The sequence below is a fragment of the Streptomyces sp. NPDC051561 genome (assembly GCF_044454195.1).
GTDB lineage: Bacteria > Actinomycetota > Actinomycetes > Streptomycetales > Streptomycetaceae > Streptomyces.
Map to the genome: position 1 here is coordinate 215,618 of NZ_JBITDM010000004.1, position 22,031 is coordinate 237,648.

Here is a 22,031-nt window from a genome sequence, read left to right on the forward strand (position 1 = left end):
GGGGGGGGGGGGGGGGGGGGCGGGGGGGGGGGGGGGGGGGGGGCGGGCGCGCGGGGCGGCGGGGGGGGGGGCGCCCCCCCCCCCCCCGCGGGGGGCGGGGCCCCCCCCCCCCCCCCCCCCCCCCCCGCTTCCGTACTGCTTACCGCCTACAGGTCGAACTCGTGCGGCGGCAGGTCCAGCGCGAAGCACGCCTCGCGCACCACGGCCTGCTCGTCCTTGTCGAAGTCGCCGTCGGCGCCGCCGATGACGATGCCGATCTGGATGACCGCGCGGGCCTCGGCCGGCTTCTTCTTCGCCTTGGCGATCTCCTGGAGAACGCTCACCTTGCCGAACGCGAAGTCCGCCTCCAGCTTGCCGACGTAGTCGTTGAAGCGGCGCTGGAGGTCGTCGGCGGGGAAGTTCTTCAGTACGTCGTTGGAGCCGATCAGGGCTGCCACGCGCTGACGCTCGGCGGGGTCGATGGAGCCGTCGGCCGCCGCGACCAGGGCGCACATGGCCATGCTGGCGTCCCGGAACGAGCCGCTCTTCAGCTCGTTCTTCTTCGACTCCAGCTGGGTCTGCATCGAAGAGGCGGTTTCCTTGAAGCGGTCCCACAGGGCCATGAAGAGTCTCCGTCGTCCGGGGGTATCTAGATCTACAACCCTGTAGAACCTAACAGGGTGTGGGGTGAAGATGCTCTAAAGAGGCGAAGACGACTGGGTGTGCGTCTGGGGCCGCGTCTGCTGACTGTGCGTCTGCGGTCCCGCCTCCGCCGCGATCATCGCCTCCAGTGACGCGGGCCCGGACGGCGGCTTGCGCTTGCCGCCCTCCTGGAGTCGCAGGACCAGAGGTTCGGTCCAGCGCGCGGCCAGCGGGCCGATGATGACGAGGATCAGGACGTACGCCGTGGCCAGCGGCCCGATTCTCGGTTCCGTCGCCACCGCGAGTCCCGCGATCACAATGGAGAACTCCCCGCGAGCGACGAGAGTTCCGCCCGCCCGCAAGCGGCCCTTCTTCCCGATGCCGGCCCGTCGGGCGGCGTACCAGCCCGTACCGATCTTGGTCACGGTGGTGACGACCGCCAGGATCAGCGCCGGGACCAGCACCGGCGGAATGGCCGCCGGATTGGTCGAGAGGCCGAAGAAGACGAAGAAGACGGCGGCGAACAGGTCCCGGAGCGGCGCCAGCAGCTTGTGTGCGCCGTCGGCGACCTCGCCGGAGAGGGCGATGCCGACCAGGAAGGCGCCGACCGCCGCCGAGACCTGGAGCTGCTGGGCGAGGCCCGCGACCAGGACGGTCAGGCCGAGCACCACCAGGAGCAGCATCTCCGGGTTGTCCGAGGACACCGCGCGGCTGATCAGACGGCCGTGGCGCAGCGCCGCGTACAGGACGAGACCGACCGTGCCGAGCGCGATGAGCAGCGTGACGCTGCCGCCCGCGAAGCCGACGCCCGCCAGCATCGCGGTGAGCAGCGGCAGATAGACCGCCATCGCCAGGTCCTCCATGACCAGGACGCCGAGGATGACGGGGGTCTCGCGGTTGCCGAGACGGCCGAGGTCGGTCATCACCTTGGCGATGACGCCGGAAGAGGAGATCCAGGTGACGCCCGCGAGGGCGACCGCGCCGACCGGGCCCCAGCCGAGGATCAGGGCGGCGGCTGCGCCGGGGATCGCGTTGAGGAGGAAGTCGACGATGCCGGAGGGGTACTGGGTCTTGAGGCTGGTGACCAGCTCGCTGGCGCTGTATTCGAGGCCGAGCAGGAGCAGCAGCAGGATGACGCCGATTTCCGCGCCGACGGCGGTGAACTCCTCGCTCGCGCCGAGCGGTATCAGCCCGCCGTGGCCGAAGGCGAGTCCGACCAGCAGGTACAGGGGTATCGGGGACAGGCCTATGCGCCCGGCCATCCGGCCGATGATGCCGAGCGTCAGGATGATGGCGCCCAGCTCGATGAGGAGAGCGGTGGTGTTGTGCACGGTGTTCTGGTCCTCCGCCCGGTCAGTCGTCGGCGAGCGTCGCGCCGCTGGGGGCGCCCGCGATCAGTTCGGCGAGGTCGTCCACGCCCTGCCGGGTGCCGACCGCCACGAGGGTGTCCCCGATGGCGAGGCGGAAGGCCGGTTCGGGGGAGGGGTGGGCGCTGGAGCGGCGCAGTACGGCCACGATCGAGGCGCCGGTGCGTGAGCGGGCCTTGGTGTCGCCGAGGAGCTTTCCGCCGTACGGAGACTTCGAGGTCACCGGTATGTGCTCGGTGACCAGGTCGATGCCGTCGGTGCGGACGGCGTCGGTGGGGGCGGCGTCCAGGAGGTGCGCCAGCGCGGTCGCCTCCTGGGCGGTCAGCGGGATGAGGGTCTGGCAGGCGTCCGGGTCCTCCTGGCTGTAGAAGCCGATGAAGCGCCGGCCGTCGTCGTGCACCACGACGGAGACGTGTCGTCCGCCCTCGGTGGTGTAGTCGTACTGGGTGCCGATGCCGGGCAGGGTGGAACGGCGTGTCCCCATGGGGTCCTCCTGAAAAGCGGGAACCGAAGTGTCGGAGCAGCGAAAAGTGATCTTCTTTAAGATTCCATTACCTTACTCCGCTCCAAGATGCCCGGCTTTGCAGGTGTGTGTCAGGGTGGGGTGATCGCGATCGTGGGGGTTTCAGACGTTTCAGTGCGTGATGCACGGAGAGGCGAACGGAATGGTGCAGATCGGATACACGATGATGACCGAGCAGGCCGGACCCCGTGCGCTCGTCGGCCACGTCGTGGGCGCCGAGCGAGCCGGGTTCGACTTCTCGGTCACCTCGGACCACTACTTCCCGTGGCTGGCGGAACAGGGCCACGCCCCGTACGCCTGGAGCGTGCTGGGAGCAGCGGCGCAGGCCACCGAGCGCATCCCGCTGATGACCTATGTGACCTGCCCGACCACCCGGTACCACCCCGCGGTCGTCGCCCAGAAGGCCGCCACGGTGCAGCTGCTGTCCGAGGGGCGTTTCCGGCTCGGCCTCGGCTCCGGCGAGAACCTCAACGAGCACGTGGTGGGCGGCGGGTGGCCCGCCGCCCACGTCCGGCTCGAAATGCTGGAGGAGGCCGTGGTGATCATCCGCGAGCTCTTCGCGGGCGGCAACGTCAACCACCACGGCACCCACTTCGACGTCGAGAACGCGAAGCTGTGGGACCTGCCGAAGGACGAGGGGTTCCCGGTGCCACCGATCGGCATCGCGGTCTCCGGCGAACGCTCCTGCGAACTGGCGGGACGGCTCGGAGACCTGGTGATCGCGACCGAGGCCAAGGGCGAGCTGATCGAGTCCTTCGACCGGCACGGCGGGTCCGGCAAGCCCCGGGTCGGCCAGCTGCCGGTCTGCTTCGACACCGACAGGGACGCGGCGGTGGCCCGCGCACACGAGCAGTTCCGGTGGTTCGCCGGCGGCTGGAAGGTCAACTCGGAACTGCCGGGGCCGGCCGGTTTCGCCGGGGCGACACAGTTCGTGCGGCCCGATGACGTGGCCGGGACGATCCCGTGCGGCTCGGACGTGGAGGACTTCGTGGAGGCGGTACGGCCGTACGCGGAGGCGGGATTCACCGAGGTGGCCCTGGTCCAGATCGGCGGCGACCACCAGGAGCCGTACCTGAAGTGGGCGGAGAAGGAACTGCTGCCCGCGCTAAGGGAGTTGTGAGGCGCCCCGACCGGCTTGGCCCGCCGCTTCGGCCGGAGTGCGCGGCCTGTCCGACGTAATTCAACGGAACGGAATGGATCACCTGATGAAGGTCACTGTCACTGTCACGGACTGCCCCGCGCAGGACGCCCGCACCGTCTTGCAGGCGCTGGCGGAGGGCTTCCCGTCCTCGGAGCGCGGCCCGGGCGACGTACCGCAGGAGACGCCGGGCGCCGGGCCGACGGTCTGGACCTCGGTCTTCGAGGTGCCGGAGGACTCGGCCCCGGCCGCGACCGCCTCGGAAGCCCTCTCCGGCCCGGTCTCGGTCACGCTCCAGGGCGGCCCGAACGAGGTCGCCACCGCGCGCAAGCTGCTGGCCGAGGCCTTCTCCGTACTGGACGAGGGAACGGCCGCGGGCGACCAGGAGCAGGAGCTCTCGCTCCGGCTGACCAGTCGCTGAGAGCCTGTGAACCGCAGCCGCTGAACTCCGGTTCCCGGCAGCCCACTTGGGGCGGTGCCTCCCCCTAAGCCTCCCTGAGGATCTCCTGCACCACGTCCGGCACCGCCCTCCCGCTGCCGAAGGCCCGTGCCCGTACATGGGCGAGGGCCTCCAGGTGGGAAGTTCCCCGCCGCGCCGCCAGCACACCGACCGCTGTATGCGCGTCCGCCCAGTGGGCACGGATCACCTCCTCCGGCTCCCACACCGGGACCGCCTCGCCCGCGAGCATCCGGTGGTAGGTGGCCAGCAGGACGAGGGCCGCCGCCCCCGCCGCGTCCCGGCCGCGCGCCACCTCCTCCTCGGTCAGCGCGCCCGGCAGCCGCCGGTACAGATCGATGGCGCCCATCACATGCGTCCCGAAGGTCAGCGGGAACCCGTACACCGCCCCCACGTCCGGCAGCTCCTCCACCGCCCTGCTGCTGAACACCGGCCACGGCGTGGGGAAGTGATGGTGCAGATCGCGTACCGCGACCACCTCACCGGTCGCCGCCGCCGACACACACGGCCCCTCCGCCGTCTCGAACTGCACCCGCTCCAGCCGCAGCGCCACCTCGTTGGAGGCACACACCAGCTGCCGGTTCGGTGACTCGGTGAAGAAGGACATCGAGCAGCCGTCCACGGTCATGCCCTCACGGATCGTCCGGCACAGCACCTTCGGAATCCGCCCCGGATCGGGCTCCGCGTCCGCGGCGGCCAGCACCGTGCGCGCCACGGACCCCTGAATCCAGCCGGACTCGGGGTCGGGCAGCCCGGAGGTGCCGTCGGGGTCCGGCGGGTCTTGGTGCGGGGGGTTGCCGTGGTCGTTACGCATGGCAGACGGGTTCCCGGCCGAGGCCCGTACCAACCGGACCGGATGCACCGTACGGGCGTACGCCGCTTCGCTCGCGCCCCTACTGCGTGAGTAGCGGGGACTGCGTGAGTAGTCGGGACCCGTGCACGGCCCGCTCAGTCCAGCGGAAGGTGCACCCGGACCCGCTTGCCGCCGGCCAGCCGCTGGATGTCGTACTTGCTGCACAGCGCAAGGACCAGTTCGAGTCCGTGCTGCCCGATCCGCTCGGGGTCGGGTGATCCGGGCGTCGGCAGGCTGGTGTCGGTGTCCCACACGGTGATCCTGAGGGTGTCCCGGTCGATGGCCAGGTCGATGAGGCAGGGGCCAGGGGCGTACTTCGCGGCGTTGGTGACCAGCTCGCTGACGACCAGCTTGACGGTGCCCGACGTGCGCCCGGAAACGGAGACGCCGTGCAGCGCCTCGGCACGTATCAGGAAGTCCGCTGCGAAGTCCCGCGCCTCCCCGATCGTGCCGGGCTCACCGTCGTACGTCGCACTGGCACTGAAGGGAATGGTCACTGCCACAGCCATCGTCGATTCGCGCACCGTTCGCACCACCCGTCTGTGTTGGACACCTGACGTCCCCCGTGATGCCCGGTGTGCTCTGCTGTCGCGCTTTCCCCCAAAGCGCACTTTCAGTCATAGGAATTTCGCGCTGCCGGAAAGAATTCGGAAACGACAGGAAAACCGCAGGTCAGAGATGTCGAAACAGCTACTTCCTGACGATCTTCCGTACGTTGTCGATGCTGCCGGCCCCCGCTTCGAGAAGCCGGTCCCGTTCCTCGGTGAACGCGGCGCCGAGCTCCGCCCTGCGCTCGTCGGTCACGTTGAGCCGGGCGTCGTTGAGGATGGTGCGCTCCTCCTCGTCGGTGTGGTGCGAGATCGCCTCGGAGAGGTCCTCCAGCTTCTGGTCCCACGCGTCGGAGCCGACCTCGTCCACCTCCATCAGCGCCAGCAGCGCGGCATTGCCCTCCGCGTGCTCCTCCTCGCCGTGCTCGACCTCCTCGTCGTCGATCTTCTTGTACCGCTTGAGGGCCGGATAGACCTCGGCCTCCTCCGCCTGCGCGTGGGCGATCAGCCGGTTGGCGAACTCGGCGAGCGCACCGGCACGGTCGGCCTCGACGCTGCGCATCCTCCGCAGCAGGTCCTCCATCCTCCGGTGGTCCTTGAGGATCAGCTCGACGACGTCGGAGGAGGCGGAGCTGCTGCTGGTGCTGTTCTGTTTCGTGGTCATGCAGCCCTTTTGCCCCGTTGAGCCGCGACCATTGCCCCGTACACCCGAATGCCTCCGCGCCCCGGAGGCCCCGGCCCGGTGCGCCCGGAGGCCCCGGTGCGCCCGAGCGGTCAACGCGCCGGGCGGTGGTCCCCCGGAGGGAGGACTCTCCGGCTGCCGACGTTCGCCGCCCCGTGGGCGGGGCACACGGGGGGCATGAACGCAGCAGACGTTGCCCTCGCCGCCAACCACCCCGAGCTGCCCGTCGGCGGGCAGGTGGTGCTGGCCCTCGTCTTCGTGGTGGCCGCCCTGAGCGTCGCGGCCCGGCGCGGCCCGACCACCCCACCCGAGAAGGACTGACCGGCCACCGCTCACTCACTGGGCGGCCCCGGCCACCGCTCACTCAGTGGGCCGCCCCGGCCACTCCGCCCCCAGGTCCCCCGCTCCCGGTCCCGCCTCCGACGCCCCGGCCAGCGCCGCGATCTGGGTGCGCGAGGAGAACCCCAGCTTCGCCAGAATGTGCTCCACATGCGCGTCCGCGGTCCGCTTGGAGATCACCAGCCGCTCCGAGATCTCGCGATTCGTCAGCCCCGCCGACACCAGCCCCGCGACCTCCCGCTCCCGCCGGGTCAGCTGGTCCACGGACGGCACCCGGTCCCCGCTTCCCGCCGCCCGCCCCGGCCGGGCCGCCCCGGCCAGCGCCAGCTCCACCGCCTGATCGATGGAGAGCTGCGCCCCCTGCTCGTACAGCAGCCGGTACTCCGACTCGCCCAGCGCCTTTCGCAGCCCCACCTCCACCCGCGAGTGGTCGTCCTCGTAGATCGCCAGCCCGAACATCGGTGAGCCGATCTTGCTCCACAGCTCGCCGCAGGTGCCCAGCAGCCAGGCGGCCATCCGGCCGGCTCCGGTCTCGGCGGAGCCCCAGGCCAGCAGTTCCAGGGAGTTGGTGGTGGCGTAGGAGTCGCGCAACTCCCCGCTGGCGCGCAGTGATTCACGGACCAGCCGCACACTCTCTCCGGTGTCGCCGCGCGTCCAGGCGGCCAGTCCCTTGATGCCGAGGAGCTGGCCGGTGATCATGCATTCGCCGACCCCGCCGCCGGGCGCCAGCGCGATCTGCCGCAGTGCTTCCTCGGCGTGCGCGGTGGCGTCGTCGGAGCGCCGTATCAGCGACTGGACGTAACTGCTCTGGTAGTGGTGCACGACCAGCCCCAGCGGGTCGCCGATCCGCTGGTGTCCGGCCAGCGCCTCCGCCAGACTGCGGCGGCCGCCCTCCTCGTCGCCCATCAGCCAGGCGATGCCGCCGAGATAACCACGGGCCAGCACCGCGTCCAGCTCGGAACCGCACTCCGCCGCGACCCGCACCGTCTCCTGGAACCCCTCCTGCGCCGGGCCGATGTCGCCCTGCATGACGGCCAGCAGACTGTTCCACAGCAGCGCCTGCGAACGCTCCCTGGAGATCCCGCTGTCCAGCGCCAGCCCCTTGTCCATCCAGTACCGGCCCTCCCCGAGCAGCCCGGCCGTCGACCAGAAGGGCCACAGCCGGGCCGCTATGACCAGCGCGGAGCGCACCCCGTCCGGCCGCGACAGCGAATAGTCCAGCGCGCTGCGGATGTCCGCCAGGTCGCGGTGCAACTGCCAGTACAGCGGCACCTGTTCGGCCGTCAGCAGCATCTCGAAGAAGTACGAGGCCCTGGCCAGGTAATGGTCCCGGTGACGTCTGCGGCAGCGCTCGCGCTCGGCGTCGCCGCACCGGTCGGCACCGTACTCGCGGATCGTGTCGAGGAGCCGGTAGCGGGCGTCCTCGTCCCCGTCCCGCAGCACCACGGACTTGTCGACGAGGCCTATCAGATGCTCCAGGATCTCCTCCCCGGCAAGCCCGCTGCCTTCTCCGCCGTGCCTGCCCGGCTCTCTGGGCGCGCCGGGCCCTTCCTCCCTGTCCTCCTCGTCCGCGCACACCTCCTCGACCGCCGTCAGGTCGAAGGAGCCCGCGAACACCGAGAGCCGCGACCACAGCAGCCGCTCCTGCGGCGAGCACAGGTCGTGACTCCAGTCGATGGCGGTGCGCAGTGTCTGGTGGCGGGGGAGTGCCGCGCTGCGCCGGCCGCCGGTCAGCACCTGGAAGCGGTGCTCCAGGCGGGCCGCCAGCTGATCGAGGGGCAGCGCCCGCAGCCGTACCGTGGCCAGCTCGATGGCGAGCGGGATGCCGTCCAGGCGGCGGCACAGGGCCAGTACGTGGGCCCGGTTCTCCGTGGTGAGGGCGAAGCCGGGGACCACGGCCGCCGCCCGCTGGGCGAACAGCGCGATCGCGTCCTCGTCGTCCAACGGCGGTACGGCCAGGGTGTGTTCACCCGGCACGTCCAGGGGCTGACGGCTGGTGGCGAGCAGGGTCACCCCCGGCGCCTCGCGCAGCAGCAGATCGGTGAGCAGCGCACACGCGTCGAGCAGGTGCTCGCAGGTGTCGAGGACGAGCAGGACCCGCCGGTCCTCCAGATGTGCGACCACCACGTCGAGCATCACCCGCCCCGACTGCTCGGGCAGCCCCAGCGCGCTCGCCACCGCGCCGGGCAGCAGCTCCGGATCGTGCAGGGCGGACAGTTCGACGAGGACGACCCCGTCGTCGTACTCCCCCTTCAGGGACAGTGCGGTGCGCAGGGCGAGGCGGCTCTTGCCGACCCCGCCCGGGCCGGTCAGCGTGGCCAGCCGCGAGGTGCGCAGCAGCTCACGTACGTGCTCAAGCTCCGAGACCCGTCCGACGAAGCCGGTCACTTCGACGGGCAGCGTGCCGGTGCGTCGGGTGTAGCCGAATGCCATGTCGCCCCCCACACGCGGTTCTCCATGTGTGCAGCTCTGTCCAGCTCAATGTGCGTACCAGTGTGGCGCGTTAGGGCAGCACGTGTCAGCGTCACGACCGCACGGTGGCAGCTGGTGACGGCTCCGGGCAAGACCGCCCGCCTCCGGTGGTTCACCCGAACGGAGTACGCGGCGCGGAAGCTGCCCAATGAGGTGCGGTGGGCCTGCTAAGGCCGTGCTGCGGCGGGGGTACGGCCTCGGAGCGGCGCGCGGCCCGTACGGGAGGCGGCCCCGGGACGATCACTGCGGTCGCGGACCTGCCGGGGGGCGTGCGCACTGTGGACGTATGCGCAACGGGCACCGCACCAAACGGTGCTGCGCGAAAGGAGACGAGAAGCCCATGACCTCTCCCAACATCCATCCCGAATCGGGCGGCTACACCCCCGAGGAGCTCTCCGGCGCGAATGTGGTCGACGCCGAGGGCAACAAGGTCGGAGCCGTGCAGAAGGTCTACCGCGACGACACCACCGGGGAACCGGAGTGGGTCACGGTCCGGACCGGGCTGTTCGGCACCAAGGAAACGTTCGTGCCGCTGGCCGGTGCGACCCGCACCGACAACGGCGTGCGGGTTCCGCACGCCAAGGACGTGATCAAGGACGCGCCGAGGATCGACGTCGACGGTCATCTGGACCGCTCGGAAGAGGGCGCGCTCTACCAGCACTACGGCATGTCGGGCCCGGGGGACACGGGCCGCGGCATGGCGGACCGCAACGCGACCGGGCGTTACGCGGCGGGCGTCGCGGACGTGGCCGGGTCGGGCGGCGCGGCGAGCGCGGGCATGGCCGACACCGGAAAGATGGCCGCCGCGGGAGGTGCGGCGGGAGCAGCGGGCGTCGCCGGCGGACTGGCGGCGTCCGGTGCGGCCGCGAAGTCGTCGGCCACTTCCTCGGCCGACGCGGGCACGGGTGCGCGCACCCTGGCCGGTGCGGGTGCGCCGTCGCGCGGTGCGGCGGACCTCGACGCGGGCCGTTCGGCCCCCGGAACCACGGGCACCAAGGGCCAGTTCGAGGAAATGGTCATATCCGAGGAGCGGTTGAACGTCTCCAAGGAGGAGCACGAGAGCGGTCGTGCGCAGCTCCGCAAGCGGGTGGTGACGGAGGACGTCACCAAGTCGGTCGAGGTGAGCCACGAGGAGGTCCGGGTCAGCCGGGTCCCGATCACCGACGAGGAGCGCAGGGTCAACCGCACCGGCGCGAACATCGCCGACGGTCAGGTCGAGGTGGTCCTCCACGAGGAGCGCGCGGTCATGAGCAAGGAGACCGTCCCGGTGGAGCGGGTGCGCATTGAGGTCTACAAGGTGACCGAGCAGCAGGAGCTCTCGGGCCAGGTCCGCAAGGAACAGTTCGAGTTCGACGAGGGCGTCCGGGCGAAGTACGCCGATGACGGCGGCACCCGGAGCAAGCACTCCGAGGACGGCGACGGGCTGGGCGGCGGACGGCACTCGAAGCGCTGAGTGGCGCGGACGCCGGAAGTGAACGACGGCGGGTGCGGGTCCCCTCTGGGGCCCGCACCCGCCGTCCGCCTAATCTGGCCGTATGTCCATCTCAAGGCCCCGTCGCCTCGGCCGCATGGCCCTCGTCGCCCTGTCCGGCCTCGCCGAGCTCGTCACTATCCTGCTGAGCGGGAACCGGAAGAAGAAGCGCCCCCTGCTCGGCGGATCGAGGTCGAACGGCTCGGGCGACGGTGACGGCGGCAGCGGCAGCGGCAGCTGAGTCCCTTTGTCCGGAGTCGGCTTGAGGCTGTGAGCTCCGAGCTCTGGGCTGTGAGTTCGGGGTTCTGGACTTTGGCTTACGGGGCAGACGCCACCGGCGTTTCCGCCCCTTCCCGTCCCCACTCGCTCCACGACCCGTCGTACACCGACACCTCCCGGTAGCCGGCGATCTCCGCCCCCAGCGCCAGCACGCACGCCGTCACCCCGGACCCGCAGCTCACGATCAACGTCCGCTGCTCTTCGGCCAGTTGACCGAACACGGCTCGCAATTCCTCCTCCGGCCGCATCCGCCCCCCGGCACCCATCAACTCGCCGAACGGCAGATTCACCGACCCCGGCATGTGCCCCCCACGCAGCCCCGCGCGCGGCTCAGGCTCCGTACCCGCGAACCGCCCACGACTCCGCGCATCCATCACCACGGGCCCAGCCGCAGCCCCAGCCCCGACCCCATCTACGGCCCCACCCGCCTCCAGGGCCTCCCGCACCTCGTCACTCCCGACGAAAGCCCCCTCCACCGGGCGCGCGGTGAAGTCGGTATCGGGGTGGTCCGGGCGTCCGTCATCCGGCACGTAGGGCGCCTCCACCGCAGGCAGACCCGCATCCAGCCACGCCGGAAGCCCACCATCCAGTACGGCGACCCGCCGATGCCCCATCGCGCGCAGCATCCACCACGCCCGGGCGCTGGAGTAGATCCCGGCCGCGTCGTACACGACCACACAGGTGTCCCTGTCGATCCCCAAATTCCTTACGGAAGCCTGGAATTGGCCCGGCTCCGGCATGGTGTGCGGCGGCAGCCCGTCCCCGTGCGCCGACATCTCCCCGTCGATGTCGAAGATCCGCGCCCCAGGAATCCACGGCCCACGAAGCCGGTCCTTCCCCACCGACGCGTCCAGAATCACCAGCCCCGCCCGCCCCAACTGCCCCGCCAGCCACTCGGGTGTCACCAGTGGCTGCGTAAACGACTCCTCCGACACCCAGAGCCCCGTACCCGCAGCCCCCGTACCTCTAGTCATGACCCGCTCCCCCCATTCGACGTGAGAGAGACGCTACCGGCGTCCTTGCCGCCTGCCAATCGAAGGCAGCTCTCCCTCAGCCAGCCCCGATACCCGCCTCCACCAGGCGCTCCCTGACCGACTCCCACGACGGATCCACCGCTGCCGGGGCCTGTCCCGCCCCCGTGTGGACATCCTTGAACCCACTGGACGTGGACACGCACACCACCGGCCCCTCGACCTCCCCTGCCAGCTCGCGCAACCCCGCCAGCCCGGCCGCCGCCGACAGCTCCACCCACATCCCCTGCCCCGCCAATTCGGCCTGCGCGGCCCGTAGTTGACCGTCATCAAGCACCAGTGCCCGTCCGCCACTCCGCTCGATGGCCACCACACCCCGGAAGCTGTTCACCGGACAGTTGATGCCGTACGCGTCCGTCGCGCCCACCTCCACCCGCGTCACCGGCACCCCCTGCCGCACGGCGGAGGCGAGCGGCCCTCCGGTGGCCGGTTCGCAGCTGTAGAGGGCCGGAATCCGGTTGATGAGCCCGAGGTCGTACAGCTCGCCGAACCCCTTCCCGATACCGAAGAGCAGCTCCCCGTACCCGGTCGGCACGAACACGGCCCCCGGTGCGCCGATGTCCGCGACGATCTCGTACGCCACGGTCTTGTACCCCTCGGGCCCGAACGCGCTGCCCGTGTGGAACGGCGTGAGGTTGCTGACCGGATGGAACCCGAACTCCTCCACGATCCGCTCGGTCAACGGCCACCGCTCGTCACTCGGCACCGGAAGCACCACGGCCCCGTAGGCGTCGAGGAAGGAAGCCACCGCGGGCGGCATCCCGGCCGACCCGAGCACCACACAACGCAATCCCGCCCGAGCCGCGTACGCCGCCGCCGAAGCCCCGTGATTACCGGACGACGCGACCACCACCCCGGGAGCACCCGCCCCGAGCGCCGCGCTCACGGTGACCCGGTTCAACCGGTCCTTGTGACTCCACGTCGGGTTGCGCGACTCGTCCTTGAGAAACACCCCGCCCTCGATCTCGACCAGCGGCGTAGCCCCCTCCCCGAGCCCCGGCGCCAGCAACGGAGGCAGCAGCGGTGCCCACCGATCGAGCCCCCGAACACCCTTCCGCCCGCCCCCGTCCAGGAAATCGGCAGGCACCCGCGCGTAGTCGTACGCCACCTCCACCGGATACGAGACCTGCGCCGTACTCGTCCGAGGACACCCACGCGTCAACGGCGGCCACAGCGGATACGTCACCTCCGCATCCCCGAGCGAGCGCTGCGCCAGCGCCAGGGAGGGGGAGGAGGAGAGGGGGAGCACAGGCGCGTGCGGGTCGGTCGGGGCGGCTGACTCGGGCGGCAGGGCGGACGCGGAGATCGACATGTGCCGGAGTCTAGGCAGGGCGGGGGCGACCTGGGCGGGGATGGCCCGGCTGGGGTTGGCCTGGGCAGGTACGGCCTGGGCTGCGTTGGCCTGGGCGGGGGCGGGCGGGCTGGGCGGTGATGGCCCGGCCCTGGCCTGGCCGGGTCAGGCCAGGCCAGGACCGGGCTGTGCGTCAGCTCTGTGCGGTCTCGCCGCCGGTCTGCCCAGCACCCTCGGCACCCTCGGCCGCACCGTCCGCTGCGCTCTCTGCCGCACCTCCAGCCACACCCGCCTTCTCGCGCATCTTGCGCACCAGCTCCGCCTTCTGGTCGGCGGCGCTCCTGCGGTCGAGGTTGCGGTGCGGACCGTTGTCCTGCCGCTCGGCACGCGACTGCCGCTTGCGCTGGCCGCCGCCCTGGCCCACGGGGTTGTTGATGTTCTTGCTCACGGTCATGACAAGGACGTTACCCGGTTCCGCGGACCCCGCATTCGCCTGGTGCCATTCGCCGTCAGGCCGAGGACCCACTGTCGACCACCAGGTCCGTGCCGACCGTCGCACCGGCCAAGGGCGAGGCGAGGTAGAGCACCGCGGCCGCCACTTCCTCGGCCTGCGCGAGCCGGCCCAGCGGGTTCTCCGACTTCATCCGCTCGGTGCGGTCGGCCTCGGTCTCGCCCGGCCGCAGCGACATGGGTGCGGCGGACGCGCCGGGGCTGACGGCGTTGATGCGAATGCCCTGGTGGACGTGGTCGAGAGCGGCGGCCCGGGTCAGTGCGGAGACGGCTGCCTTCGAGGTGATGTACGCGGCGGCGTTCGGGATGCGCTGGTGTGCACCGAGGTTGGAGGAGATGTTGACGATGACTCCACCACCGTTCTCCTTCATGTGCGCGATCTCGTGCTTCATGGCCAGCCAGACACCGGTGACATTGGTCCGCAGCACCGCGTCCCAGTCCTCCTCGCTCACGTCCCCGGCAGGTACGGTGCCGCGGAGTATCCCGGCGTTGTTGACCGCGATGTCGAGCCCGCCGAAACGGCTGACACTCGCCTGTACGAGGTCCCGGAGCCGACCGGAGTCGGTCACGTCGGCGGTGACTGCGACAGCCGTGCCGCCGTCCGCCTCGATGAGGCCGACCGTCTCGTCCAGGGAGGCCGCGGTGCGGCCCGCGACGACCACGGACGCGCCTTCGACGGCAAAGGCGATCGCGATCGCACGTCCGAGGCCGGATCCCGCGCCGGTGACGAGCACGGTCTTGCCAGTGAAGCGGTTCATCTCATCAATTCCTTTGATCGAGTGACTACTTGGACCTGTGGTTCACAAGGGCGACGGCGGCAAGGGCGATCCCCGTCGCGCCGAGAGAGAGGCCGTCGCTGCCGAGCGTGAGCAGCACGGCGAACAGGACGGTGGGGCCGAGCTCCATGGCACTGTTCAGCACACCGCCCGCGAGCCCGGTCTGCTCCTGCGGTACGCCTTCGACAGCGAGCACCGCCGCTCCCCCGAAGGAAGCCCCTGCGCCGGCCGCCAACAGCACGAGGCCCGGCAGCAGTCCCTGGGCGTACGGCGTGTGCGCATCGAGTCCGGTGCAGGCCAGGAGAGCGAGCCCGGCCGCGCCGGTGCCGAGCCCGGCGGTCGTCACGGCCCGGGCCCCGTACCGCATGATCAGCGGCCCTGCCGCCCGGCCCGAGACGATCAGCGCGAGAGCGAACGGCACGAAGGCGGCCGAGGTCTGCAGCGGTGACCAGCCGCGTGCCTGCTGGAGGTGGAGCGAGAGGACCACGAAGGTCATCGAGGTCGCACAGGCACTCAGCGCGATCGCCGTGAGGGCGGGAGCGCGCCGCCGGTCGACCAGGAACCGGCTCGGCAGCAGCGGGTCGCGGGCGCGCTGCTCGGCGTACAGGAACGCGGCGCACAGCGCGCTCCCCCCGAGCAGCGGCACGAGAACACCGCCCGACGGCCAGGACCGGTTCTCGGTGACCACGAGCCCGTAACTGGCGAGCGTGATCCCGGAGGTCGCGAGCAGAGCCCCCCGCAGGTCAAGCGCCCTGCCCCGATTCTCAGCCGTGGGCGGCAGCAACCGCGCCGTGAAGCCGAGTGCCGCGACCGCCACAACGACCGGCACGGCAAACGTCCAACGCCACGAGAGCACCGACAGGATGACCCCGGAGAGCAGATTGCCGGCGGTGGCCCCGAGCACGGAGAGCCCGCCCCAGGTGGCCATCGCCCTGCGATACGCGTCGGGGCCGGGAAAGCTGACACGCAGTACCGCCATCGCGGCGGGCGCCACAATGGCCGCCCCGACGCCCTGCGCGAAGCGAGCCGCGACCAGCGCCCCGATGCCGGGAGCGAACGGGGCGGCGGCCGAAGCAGCCGCAAAGAGCACGAGACCCGCGGCGAGGGCGCGTCGCCCGCCGTAACGGTCGGCGAGACGCCCCCCGAAGAGCAACAGCCCGGCAAATGTCAGCCCGTACGCGGCACTGAGCAGAATCAAGTCGGCCCGCTCCAGAGCGAATTCGCGCCCGATACGAGGCAGCGGTACGGCGATTGCGGAGAGCGTGAAGATCAGCGTGACCTGGATGCTGCCGAGCAGCGCGAAGGCGTAACGGTGCCGCACAGGGACGTCGCGGCCGAATCTTTCGGCGGTCATTACCCTCCCCATATTTGACCGATCGTTCCATTATTCGGACACGCCAGAGACCATCCAAAGCTCCGGGCCAACGCTCTCAACCCCCGGCGAGGGTGATTCACCCCAGCAGGCTGAGCGCCTGTTCGGTCGCGTCCCGCACCCGGGCGGGGTCGTCGGACGCCTTGCCGACGATCCGCACCCCCTGCATCAGCACGAGCAGCATGCGGGCCAGCGCCCGGGGATCACGGCCCTCGGGAAGCTCACCCTGTGCCTGAGCCCGTACGAGCGCGGAGTGCAGCAAGGTCTCGAAGTGCTCCCAGCTGATCTCGACCCGCCGAGCCGCCGCCGGGTCGTGCGGGGCCAGCTCTGCCGCGGTGTTGGTGATCAGGCAACCATGCAGCCGATGCCTGGGCGAGGCGGCCTCCGAGGCGAAACGGCGCACCACGGCCCGCACCGCGGGCAACGCGGAGCCCGGCTGCGACAACTCGGTGAGCAGCAGCGGATCCCGCTCGCCGGAGTACCGGTCCACGGCCTTCAAGTACAGCTCATGCTTATTGCCGAAGGTCGCGTAGATGCTGGCCCGGCCGATGCCGAGATGCTCGACAAGGTTAGCCATCGACGTCGCCTCGTACCCCCGCCGCCAGAACAGCTCAAGCGCTGCCTGCAACGCGGCATCCGGATCGAATTCCTTGGTCCTGGCCACACCAAGACCCTAATCCAATCCAGAACGATCGGTCAATAAACCCCGCCCGCCACATGCGAATCCCCGGAGCAGCTGGAGACTGTCGTTCACCCGCCGACCAGGACGGCGCTCTCGATGAAGTCGGTCACGAGCTTGACGAAGGTGTCCTCCTGCTCGAAGAGCATGACGTGGCCGGCATCCACCTCGGCGTAGGAACTCCCCACGATCGCGGCGTGCAGGGCGCGGCTGTGCTCGATCGGGACGGTGATGTCCTGGGTGCCTCCGATCACGAGCGTGGGGGCCTCGATGCGGGGCAGCCAGGGCCGGATGTCCACCCGCAGGTCGTAGTCCACGTGCCGCAGAGTGCCCGCGCTGGGCGGCATGTTCGAGACGAGCCCCTCGAACGCGTCGCGGCCGAGGGAGTTGAGGAACCCGCGGCTGAAGCCGGTCATCGCCACCGCCCGGCCGAAGGCGGCGGGGTCGGAGACGCCGAGGTCCTGCCAGAGAGTGAACAGACTGCGCAGGTACGTGTCGCTGTCGGTGTGCGCCCAGCCCGCGACGAGCACCAGCCGCCGCACCAGGTCCGGCCGCAGGGCGGCGACGGTGGCGGCGACGGAGGCGCCCATCGAGAAGCCCAGCAGGTCGACCGGGCCGGCCCCCGCGTCCTCAACAACAGCAATGACCTGGGCGGCGAGACCCTCGGCGGTCAGCGGGGCGCCGTCGTCGACGGTCGCGTCGGTGCCGGACAGATCAGGAGTGATCACCGTGCGGAACGGGGCGAACCGGGGTGCGGTCTGCCCCCAGTTGAGAGCGGCACCGGCCGATCCGGTGCCGTGGACGAGAACCAGTGCAGGGCCCTCGCCGCGTCTGCTCGCGGCGCCGCCCAGAACAAGCGGGCCTGCTGATGGCAGCCACGGACCCCACCACAGCGCCGCCCGGTGAGGCGTCGGTCGTCAAGAAGCTCTCCACCCTCGACAGTTACCTCGCCGTGTGGATTCTGCTCGCCATGGCCGTCGGTCTCGGACTGGGGCGCCTCGTCCCGGGGATGAACGACGCGCTCGCGAAGATCGAGATCGGCGGGATCTCCCTGCCGATCGCGCTCGGCCTGCTCGTGATGATGTACCCGGTCCTCGCCAAGGTCCGCTACGACAAGCTGGACCGTGTCACCAGCGACAAGAAGCTGATGGTCTCCTCACTGGTCATCAACTGGATCATCGGCCCCGCCGTGATGTTCGCCCTCGCGTGGATCTTCCTGCCGGACCTGCCGGAGTACCGCACCGGCCTGATCGTCGTCGGGCTGGCCCGGTGCATCGCGATGGTCATCATCTGGAACGACCTCGCCTGCGGCGACCGGGAGGCCGCCGCCGTCCTGGTCGCCCTCAACTCCGTCTTCCAGGTGTTCGCGTTCGGGCTGCTGGGCTGGTTCTACCTCGACCTGCTGCCCCGCTGGCTGCGCCTGGGCGACGGTCAGGGCCTCGACGTCTCCGTCTGGCAGATCGCCCTCAACGTCGTGATCTTCCTCGGCATCCCCCTGCTGGCCGGGTTCCTCACCCGCCGCATCGGCGAGCGGAGGATGGGCCGCGAGGCGTACGAGGCGAAGTTCCTGCCGAAGATCGGACCGTGGGCCCTGTACGGGCTGCTGTTCACGATCGTCACCCTCTTCGCCCTCCAGGGAAAGACGATCACCTCCCAGCCCTGGGACGTCGTCCGGATCGCGCTCCCCCTGCTGGCGTACTTCGCCGTGATGTTCTTCGGCACCTTCCTCCTGGGCAAGGGCCTGGGACTTGCCTACGACCGCACGGCCACACTGGCGTTCACCGCGGCGGGCAACAACTTCGAGCTGGCCATCGCGGTCGCCATCGCCACCTTCGGCGTCACCAGCGGCCAGGCCCTGTCCGGTGTGGTCGGACCGCTCATCGAAGTCCCCGTACTGATCGGCCTCGTGTACGTCGCGCTCGCCTGGCGCAGGAAGTTCACCCCCGGCGCGGTGACGACGGCCTCCTGACGGGTCCTGATGAGATCCGCGAGCCGAGGCGGCCCGGCGGACAAGCCGGGTCAGGAAACGGAGGGGCTCCGCCGCTCCAGCAGCACTAGGTCCCGCCAGACCCCGTGATGGCGGCCGATGCGCTCGCGGGTGCCGATGACCCGGAATCCGGCCCGCGCGTGGACGGCGAGGCCGGCGGTGTTCTCGGGAAAGATCCCGGATTGGATCGTCCGGATTCCAGCCGCCTCCGTCGACTCCACCAGGGCGGCCAGGAGCTGGCCGGCCATGCCTCGCCCGCGGGTGCCGGGGTGGACGTAGACGGAGTGCTCCACGACGCCCGCGTACGCGCAGCGGTCGGAGACAGCGGTGGCGGCGGCCCAGCCCAGCACCTTGCCGTCGGTGTCGAGCGCGGCGAAGCGGTGCTCGGGGAGTTTCGCGGTGTCGAAGGTTTCCCAGGTGGGGGCGCTGGTCTCAAAGGTGGCGTTGCCCTCGTCGATCCGGGCCTGGTAGATCGCCAGGACCTCGTCGGCGTGCGCGGCGGTCAGCGGGACGACGTGGACGGTCATGCGGTGGCCGCGCGGGTGAGGAGCTGGCCCATGGCGGCCAGGACGGACGGCTCGACCCGGTAGTACACCCACGTCCCGCGCCGTTCGGAGGCCAGCAGTCCGGCCTCGCGGAGCTTCTTCAGGTGGTGGGAGACCGTCGGCTGGGACACCCCCACATCGGAGATATCGCACACGCACGCCTCACCGCCCTCGTGCGAGGCGACCAGGGAGAACAGCCGCAGTCGCACCGGGTCCCCGAGCGCCTTGAACATGACGGCGGTCCGCTCTGCCTCCTCGGCTGTGAGCGGGCGTTCGGACAGGGGCGGGCAGCAGGGGGTGACAGCTTCCGGCTCCAGCAGCGGCAGCACCTTGGTCGTCATACCTCCATCATCCGTGGGACTTCGACAAATGTCTATGTTGACGGATATCGATACAAGGTGCCATGGTGGAGCCGCCAAGACATTGACAACTGTCGAATCAAGGGGAGTCTGCCGTGACCGCACCTACCGCCACCGAAGCCCTGCCCGTCGTCGTGATCGGCGCTGGGCCGATCGGGCTCGCCGCCGCAGCCCGGCTCATCGAGCAGGGCCTGGAGCCGCTCGTCCTGGAGGCCGGACCCACCGCCGCGTCAGCGGTACGGGAGTGGGCGCACGTCAGGCTGTTTTCCCCCTGGGCCGAAGTCGTCGACCCGGCAGCCGAAAAGCTCCTCGCCCCCACCGGCTGGGTACGCCCCGACGGAGCCGCCTACCCCTCCGGCGGCGACTGGGCCACTCTCTACCTCCAGCCCCTCGCCGACGCTCTGGGCGACAAGGTCCGCACCGGTGCCACCGTCACCGGCGTCTCCCGCACAGGCCGCGACCGTGTCGTCGACGCCGACCGCGAAGCCCAGCCGTTCGTCGTCCACCTCACCCACCCCGACGGCACCGAGGAACGCGTACTGGCCCGTGCGGTCGTCGACGCCTCCGGTACCTGGGGCACCCCGAGCCCGGCCGGCGGCAGCGGCCTGCCCGCTCTCGGCGAGAAGGCGGCGGCCGACCACATTTCCTACCGGGTCCCCGATCTCAAGGGCCCGGCCGTCCGTGCCCGGTACGCGGGCAAGCGCACCGCCGTCATCGGCTCGGGCGCCTCCGCCTTCACCGCACTCGCCTACCTCGCCGACCTCGCGACGACCGACGACGGTGTCGGCACTCACGGTGTATGGGTCTTGCGTCGCGGCATCTCCGGAAGCACCTTCGGTGGCGGTGAAGCCGACCAGCTCCCCGCCCGCGGTGCCCTCGGCCTCGCCGCCAAGGCCGCCGTGGACAACGGCCACGCCGACGCCGTCACCGGATTCCGCACGGGCGCCTTCGAGCGCGACGGCGCAGGCCGCCTCGTCCTGGTCGCCGAGGACGGCCGCCGCCTGGAGGCGGTCGACGAGGTGATCGTCCTCACCGGCTTCCGCCCCGACCTCACCTTCCTGAACGAACTGCGCCTCGGCCTCGACGACCGCCTCCAGGCCCCCACCGGGCTGGCCCCGCTGATCGACCCCAACCAGCACTCCTGCGGCACCGTCTACCCCCACGGCCACCGCGAGCTCTCCCACCCCGAACCCGGCGTGTTCCTCGTAGGCATGAAGTCCTACGGCCGCGCCCCGACCTTCCTCGCCATGACCGGCCACGAGCAGGTCCGCTCCATCGCCGCCGCCCTCGCGGGCGACGCCGAGTCCGCCGACCGGGTCGAACTCACCCTGCCCGAAACGGGAGTGTGCGGCGGCGCCGGACTTTTCGACGCCCCGGCAACGGAACAGGGCGACGCCGGCGGCTGCTGCGGATCGTGAGAGGTCTCGACAAAGAAGAATCCCCCGGGTCCACGACCTGGGGAAACGTGCTCTGGTGCACTCATTCGGCAGGCTCGTCGGCACCCGCATGGACCCCTGTTGTCCGACCGCGACCGCCTTCCATCCCCATTTGGACGACTTGGTGTAGTCATCATTCGTTTTCGCGAACTATGCGAACATGTGATCGCCCGCACGTACACACGGGTGACACCATCGCCGCACCGCGAGGAGCCCGTCCATGGCCGCACAACCGTCCCCCGCCCCGGCCGGTCGCCGGCTGACCTGGCCGTGGTTCCTGGTCGTGGCCGTCGTCTACCTCGTGATCCTCCAAGGGCTTGGCGCACTCATCGGCGTTGACCGGAGCGAAGGCGACAGCCAGTTCCCGACCGCCGCGTCGGTCATCCGCAACGGCGTGCTCCCGATCGGCCTTTCGGTCCTCTTCGGTGCGGCGTTGGTGACCTGGCTCGGCTGGTGGGGCAGCGTCATGGCCTACCGCGTGCCGGTGCGGCGCTGGGTGCGCTTCGTGCCGATCTCCATGCTCGTCGTCGCCGTCCTCGCGGTGAACTACCCCAACCTCGCCGACCAGCCGCTCTCCCTCGTCCTGAGCCTGCTCGCGATGACTCTGCTCGTCGGCATCGGCGAGGAACTGATGTTCCGCGGCATCGGCGTGCAGGTCTTCAAGCGCGCCGGCTTGAGCGAAGGCAAGGTCGCCCTCTGGTCCTCCGTGGTCTTCGGCGCCGTCCACCTCAGCAACGCCTTCGGCGAGGGCACCCAGGCGATCTTCCAGGCCGTGATCGTCTCCACTTCCGGCTACTTCTTCTACCTCTGCCTGCGCGTCGGGGGCACCCTCCTCCTCCCGATGCTCGTCCACGGCCTGTGGGACTTCAGCCTCCTCTCCAACACCGTCGGCCCGGACCCGAAGACATCCCCCGGCATGATCCTGCCGATCTTGCTCCAGGTCGTCCTGATCGTCCTCGTGCTCGTCAAGCGCCGCTCGATCGAACCCACGAACCGCAACCAGAACGCCGCCCCCCAGCCCCCGGCCACGCGGCCGGGAACCGCCTAGGACCTGCCAAGGGCCGGGCAGCACGGAGACGGTGCACGATTCCCGAATGCGCCGGCCAACAAAGAACCCCCGGGCCCACTGGCCTGGGGGTTCGTCGTGGAGCGGGTGACGAGAATCGAACTCGCGCCCTGAGCTTGGGAATCACCCTGCGCTTCGGCCTGTGAATGGCCTCTGACCTGGGGTGATGGGCGCCTGGAGGTACTCGCGTACAGCCGCAATCCTGAGGAGTACACTCCATAGGAGTACG

General features: G+C 70.5%; 24 protein-coding genes. 8 read left to right on the plus strand and 16 right to left on the minus strand.

Features of this window, described 5'->3' with window-relative positions; genetic code table 11:
• Positions 1 to 146: 146 nt before the first annotated feature.
• The 3 genes from ACIA73_RS11890 to ACIA73_RS11900 all read right to left on the minus strand — a co-directional run bounded on the left by ACIA73_RS11890 (position 147) and on the right by ACIA73_RS11900 (position 2,472).
• On the minus strand, positions 147 to 602 hold the full coding sequence (locus ACIA73_RS11890) for a tellurite resistance TerB family protein (protein ID WP_399438277.1): 456 nt from the start codon (positions 600 to 602) through the stop codon (positions 147 to 149).
• Positions 603 to 677: 75 nt separating this feature from the next.
• The gene (locus ACIA73_RS11895; RefSeq protein WP_399438278.1) at positions 678 to 1,952 is read right to left on the minus strand and encodes a cation:proton antiporter; all 1,275 of its coding nucleotides are present in this window, start codon (positions 1,950 to 1,952) and stop codon (positions 678 to 680) included.
• Positions 1,953 to 1,974: 22 nt separating this feature from the next.
• Positions 1,975 to 2,472 (minus strand): cation:proton antiporter regulatory subunit, encoded by a 498-nt coding sequence (locus tag ACIA73_RS11900; protein ID WP_399438279.1) that lies wholly within the window; start codon positions 2,470 to 2,472, stop codon positions 1,975 to 1,977.
• A 181-nt stretch (positions 2,473 to 2,653) separates the two neighbouring features.
• Between ACIA73_RS11900 and ACIA73_RS11905 the strand changes: the two genes are divergently transcribed.
• Together ACIA73_RS11905 and ACIA73_RS11910 are read left to right on the plus strand one after the other, a co-directional pair.
• The gene (locus ACIA73_RS11905; RefSeq protein WP_399438280.1) at positions 2,654 to 3,631 is read left to right on the plus strand and encodes an LLM class F420-dependent oxidoreductase; all 978 of its coding nucleotides are present in this window, start codon (positions 2,654 to 2,656) and stop codon (positions 3,629 to 3,631) included.
• 85 nt (positions 3,632 to 3,716) lie between these two features.
• Positions 3,717 to 4,070, plus strand: coding sequence for a hypothetical protein (locus tag ACIA73_RS11910; protein ID WP_399438281.1), 354 nt, complete (start codon positions 3,717 to 3,719; stop codon positions 4,068 to 4,070).
• Positions 4,071 to 4,134: 64 nt separating this feature from the next.
• Here ACIA73_RS11910 and ACIA73_RS11915 read toward each other — a convergent pair whose 3' ends face one another.
• The 3 genes from ACIA73_RS11915 to ACIA73_RS11925 all read right to left on the minus strand — a co-directional run bounded on the left by ACIA73_RS11915 (position 4,135) and on the right by ACIA73_RS11925 (position 6,171).
• Positions 4,135 to 4,920, minus strand: coding sequence for a GAF domain-containing protein (locus ACIA73_RS11915; RefSeq protein ID WP_399438282.1), 786 nt, complete (start codon positions 4,918 to 4,920; stop codon positions 4,135 to 4,137).
• Positions 4,921 to 5,054: 134 nt separating this feature from the next.
• A complete protein-coding gene (locus ACIA73_RS11920) occupies positions 5,055 to 5,456 on the minus strand; it encodes an ATP-binding protein (protein ID WP_399438283.1) in 402 nt (133 codons plus the stop codon).
• A 193-nt stretch (positions 5,457 to 5,649) separates the two neighbouring features.
• Positions 5,650 to 6,171 (minus strand): hemerythrin domain-containing protein, encoded by a 522-nt coding sequence (locus ACIA73_RS11925; protein ID WP_399438284.1) that lies wholly within the window; start codon positions 6,169 to 6,171, stop codon positions 5,650 to 5,652.
• 195 nt (positions 6,172 to 6,366) lie between these two features.
• On the opposite strand from ACIA73_RS11925, the gene ACIA73_RS11930 reads away from it, so the two are divergent.
• Entirely contained in the window at positions 6,367 to 6,510 is a 144-nt protein-coding gene (locus ACIA73_RS11930) for a hypothetical protein (RefSeq protein WP_399438285.1), read from the plus strand.
• Positions 6,511 to 6,549: 39 nt separating this feature from the next.
• Here ACIA73_RS11930 and ACIA73_RS11935 read toward each other — a convergent pair whose 3' ends face one another.
• Positions 6,550 to 8,961: an ATP-binding protein gene (locus ACIA73_RS11935; protein ID WP_399438286.1), complete on the minus strand. Its 2,412-nt coding sequence runs from the start codon at positions 8,959 to 8,961 to the stop codon at positions 6,550 to 6,552.
• Positions 8,962 to 9,340: 379 nt separating this feature from the next.
• On the opposite strand from ACIA73_RS11935, the gene ACIA73_RS11940 reads away from it, so the two are divergent.
• Positions 9,341 to 10,453, plus strand: a complete 1,113-nt coding sequence (locus tag ACIA73_RS11940; protein ID WP_399438287.1) for a DUF2382 domain-containing protein — start codon at positions 9,341 to 9,343, stop codon at positions 10,451 to 10,453.
• An 82-nt stretch (positions 10,454 to 10,535) separates the two neighbouring features.
• A complete protein-coding gene (locus ACIA73_RS11945) occupies positions 10,536 to 10,712 on the plus strand; it encodes a hypothetical protein (protein ID WP_399438288.1) in 177 nt (58 codons plus the stop codon).
• A 76-nt stretch (positions 10,713 to 10,788) separates the two neighbouring features.
• On the opposite strand, the gene ACIA73_RS11950 is transcribed toward ACIA73_RS11945, so the two are convergent.
• From ACIA73_RS11950 to ACIA73_RS11980, 7 genes are all read right to left on the minus strand, one after another.
• Positions 10,789 to 11,724 (minus strand): sulfurtransferase, encoded by a 936-nt coding sequence (locus tag ACIA73_RS11950; protein ID WP_399438290.1) that lies wholly within the window; start codon positions 11,722 to 11,724, stop codon positions 10,789 to 10,791.
• Positions 11,725 to 11,800: 76 nt separating this feature from the next.
• A complete protein-coding gene (locus tag ACIA73_RS11955; protein WP_399438291.1) occupies positions 11,801 to 13,093 on the minus strand; it encodes a pyridoxal-phosphate dependent enzyme in 1,293 nt (430 codons plus the stop codon).
• Between the two features lie 172 nt (positions 13,094 to 13,265).
• On the minus strand, positions 13,266 to 13,526 hold the full coding sequence (locus ACIA73_RS11960) for a DUF6243 family protein (RefSeq protein ID WP_399438292.1): 261 nt from the start codon (positions 13,524 to 13,526) through the stop codon (positions 13,266 to 13,268).
• 55 nt (positions 13,527 to 13,581) lie between these two features.
• Positions 13,582 to 14,340, minus strand: coding sequence for an SDR family NAD(P)-dependent oxidoreductase (locus ACIA73_RS11965; protein ID WP_399438293.1), 759 nt, complete (start codon positions 14,338 to 14,340; stop codon positions 13,582 to 13,584).
• Between the two features lie 25 nt (positions 14,341 to 14,365).
• Positions 14,366 to 15,712, minus strand: a complete 1,347-nt coding sequence (locus ACIA73_RS11970; RefSeq protein WP_399438294.1) for an MFS transporter — start codon at positions 15,710 to 15,712, stop codon at positions 14,366 to 14,368.
• Positions 15,713 to 15,809: 97 nt separating this feature from the next.
• Positions 15,810 to 16,394, minus strand: coding sequence for a TetR/AcrR family transcriptional regulator (locus tag ACIA73_RS11975; RefSeq protein WP_399438296.1), 585 nt, complete (start codon positions 16,392 to 16,394; stop codon positions 15,810 to 15,812).
• Positions 16,395 to 16,480: 86 nt separating this feature from the next.
• Entirely contained in the window at positions 16,481 to 17,284 is an 804-nt protein-coding gene (locus ACIA73_RS11980) for an alpha/beta fold hydrolase (RefSeq protein ID WP_399438582.1), read from the minus strand.
• Here ACIA73_RS11980 and arsB point away from each other — a divergent pair.
• Entirely contained in the window at positions 17,278 to 18,378 is a 1,101-nt protein-coding gene (arsB, locus tag ACIA73_RS11985; protein WP_399438297.1) for an ACR3 family arsenite efflux transporter, read from the plus strand. The genes ACIA73_RS11980 and arsB overlap by 7 nt on opposite strands.
• Positions 18,379 to 18,428: 50 nt before the next feature.
• On the opposite strand, the gene ACIA73_RS11990 is transcribed toward arsB, so the two are convergent.
• Positions 18,429 to 18,923, minus strand: a complete 495-nt coding sequence (locus ACIA73_RS11990) for a GNAT family N-acetyltransferase (protein ID WP_399438298.1) — start codon at positions 18,921 to 18,923, stop codon at positions 18,429 to 18,431.
• Positions 18,920 to 19,282: an ArsR/SmtB family transcription factor gene (locus tag ACIA73_RS11995; RefSeq protein WP_399438300.1), complete on the minus strand. Its 363-nt coding sequence runs from the start codon at positions 19,280 to 19,282 to the stop codon at positions 18,920 to 18,922. The genes ACIA73_RS11990 and ACIA73_RS11995 overlap by 4 nt, the downstream gene beginning before the upstream one ends.
• 113 nt (positions 19,283 to 19,395) lie before the next feature.
• Between ACIA73_RS11995 and ACIA73_RS12000 the strand changes: the two genes are divergently transcribed.
• Both ACIA73_RS12000 and ACIA73_RS12005 read left to right on the plus strand, forming a co-directional pair.
• Positions 19,396 to 20,718: an NAD(P)-binding domain-containing protein gene (locus tag ACIA73_RS12000; protein ID WP_399438301.1), complete on the plus strand. Its 1,323-nt coding sequence runs from the start codon at positions 19,396 to 19,398 to the stop codon at positions 20,716 to 20,718.
• A 238-nt stretch (positions 20,719 to 20,956) separates the two neighbouring features.
• Positions 20,957 to 21,784, plus strand: a complete 828-nt coding sequence (locus ACIA73_RS12005) for a lysostaphin resistance A-like protein (protein ID WP_399438302.1) — start codon at positions 20,957 to 20,959, stop codon at positions 21,782 to 21,784.
• Positions 21,785 to 22,031 lie beyond the last annotated feature (247 nt).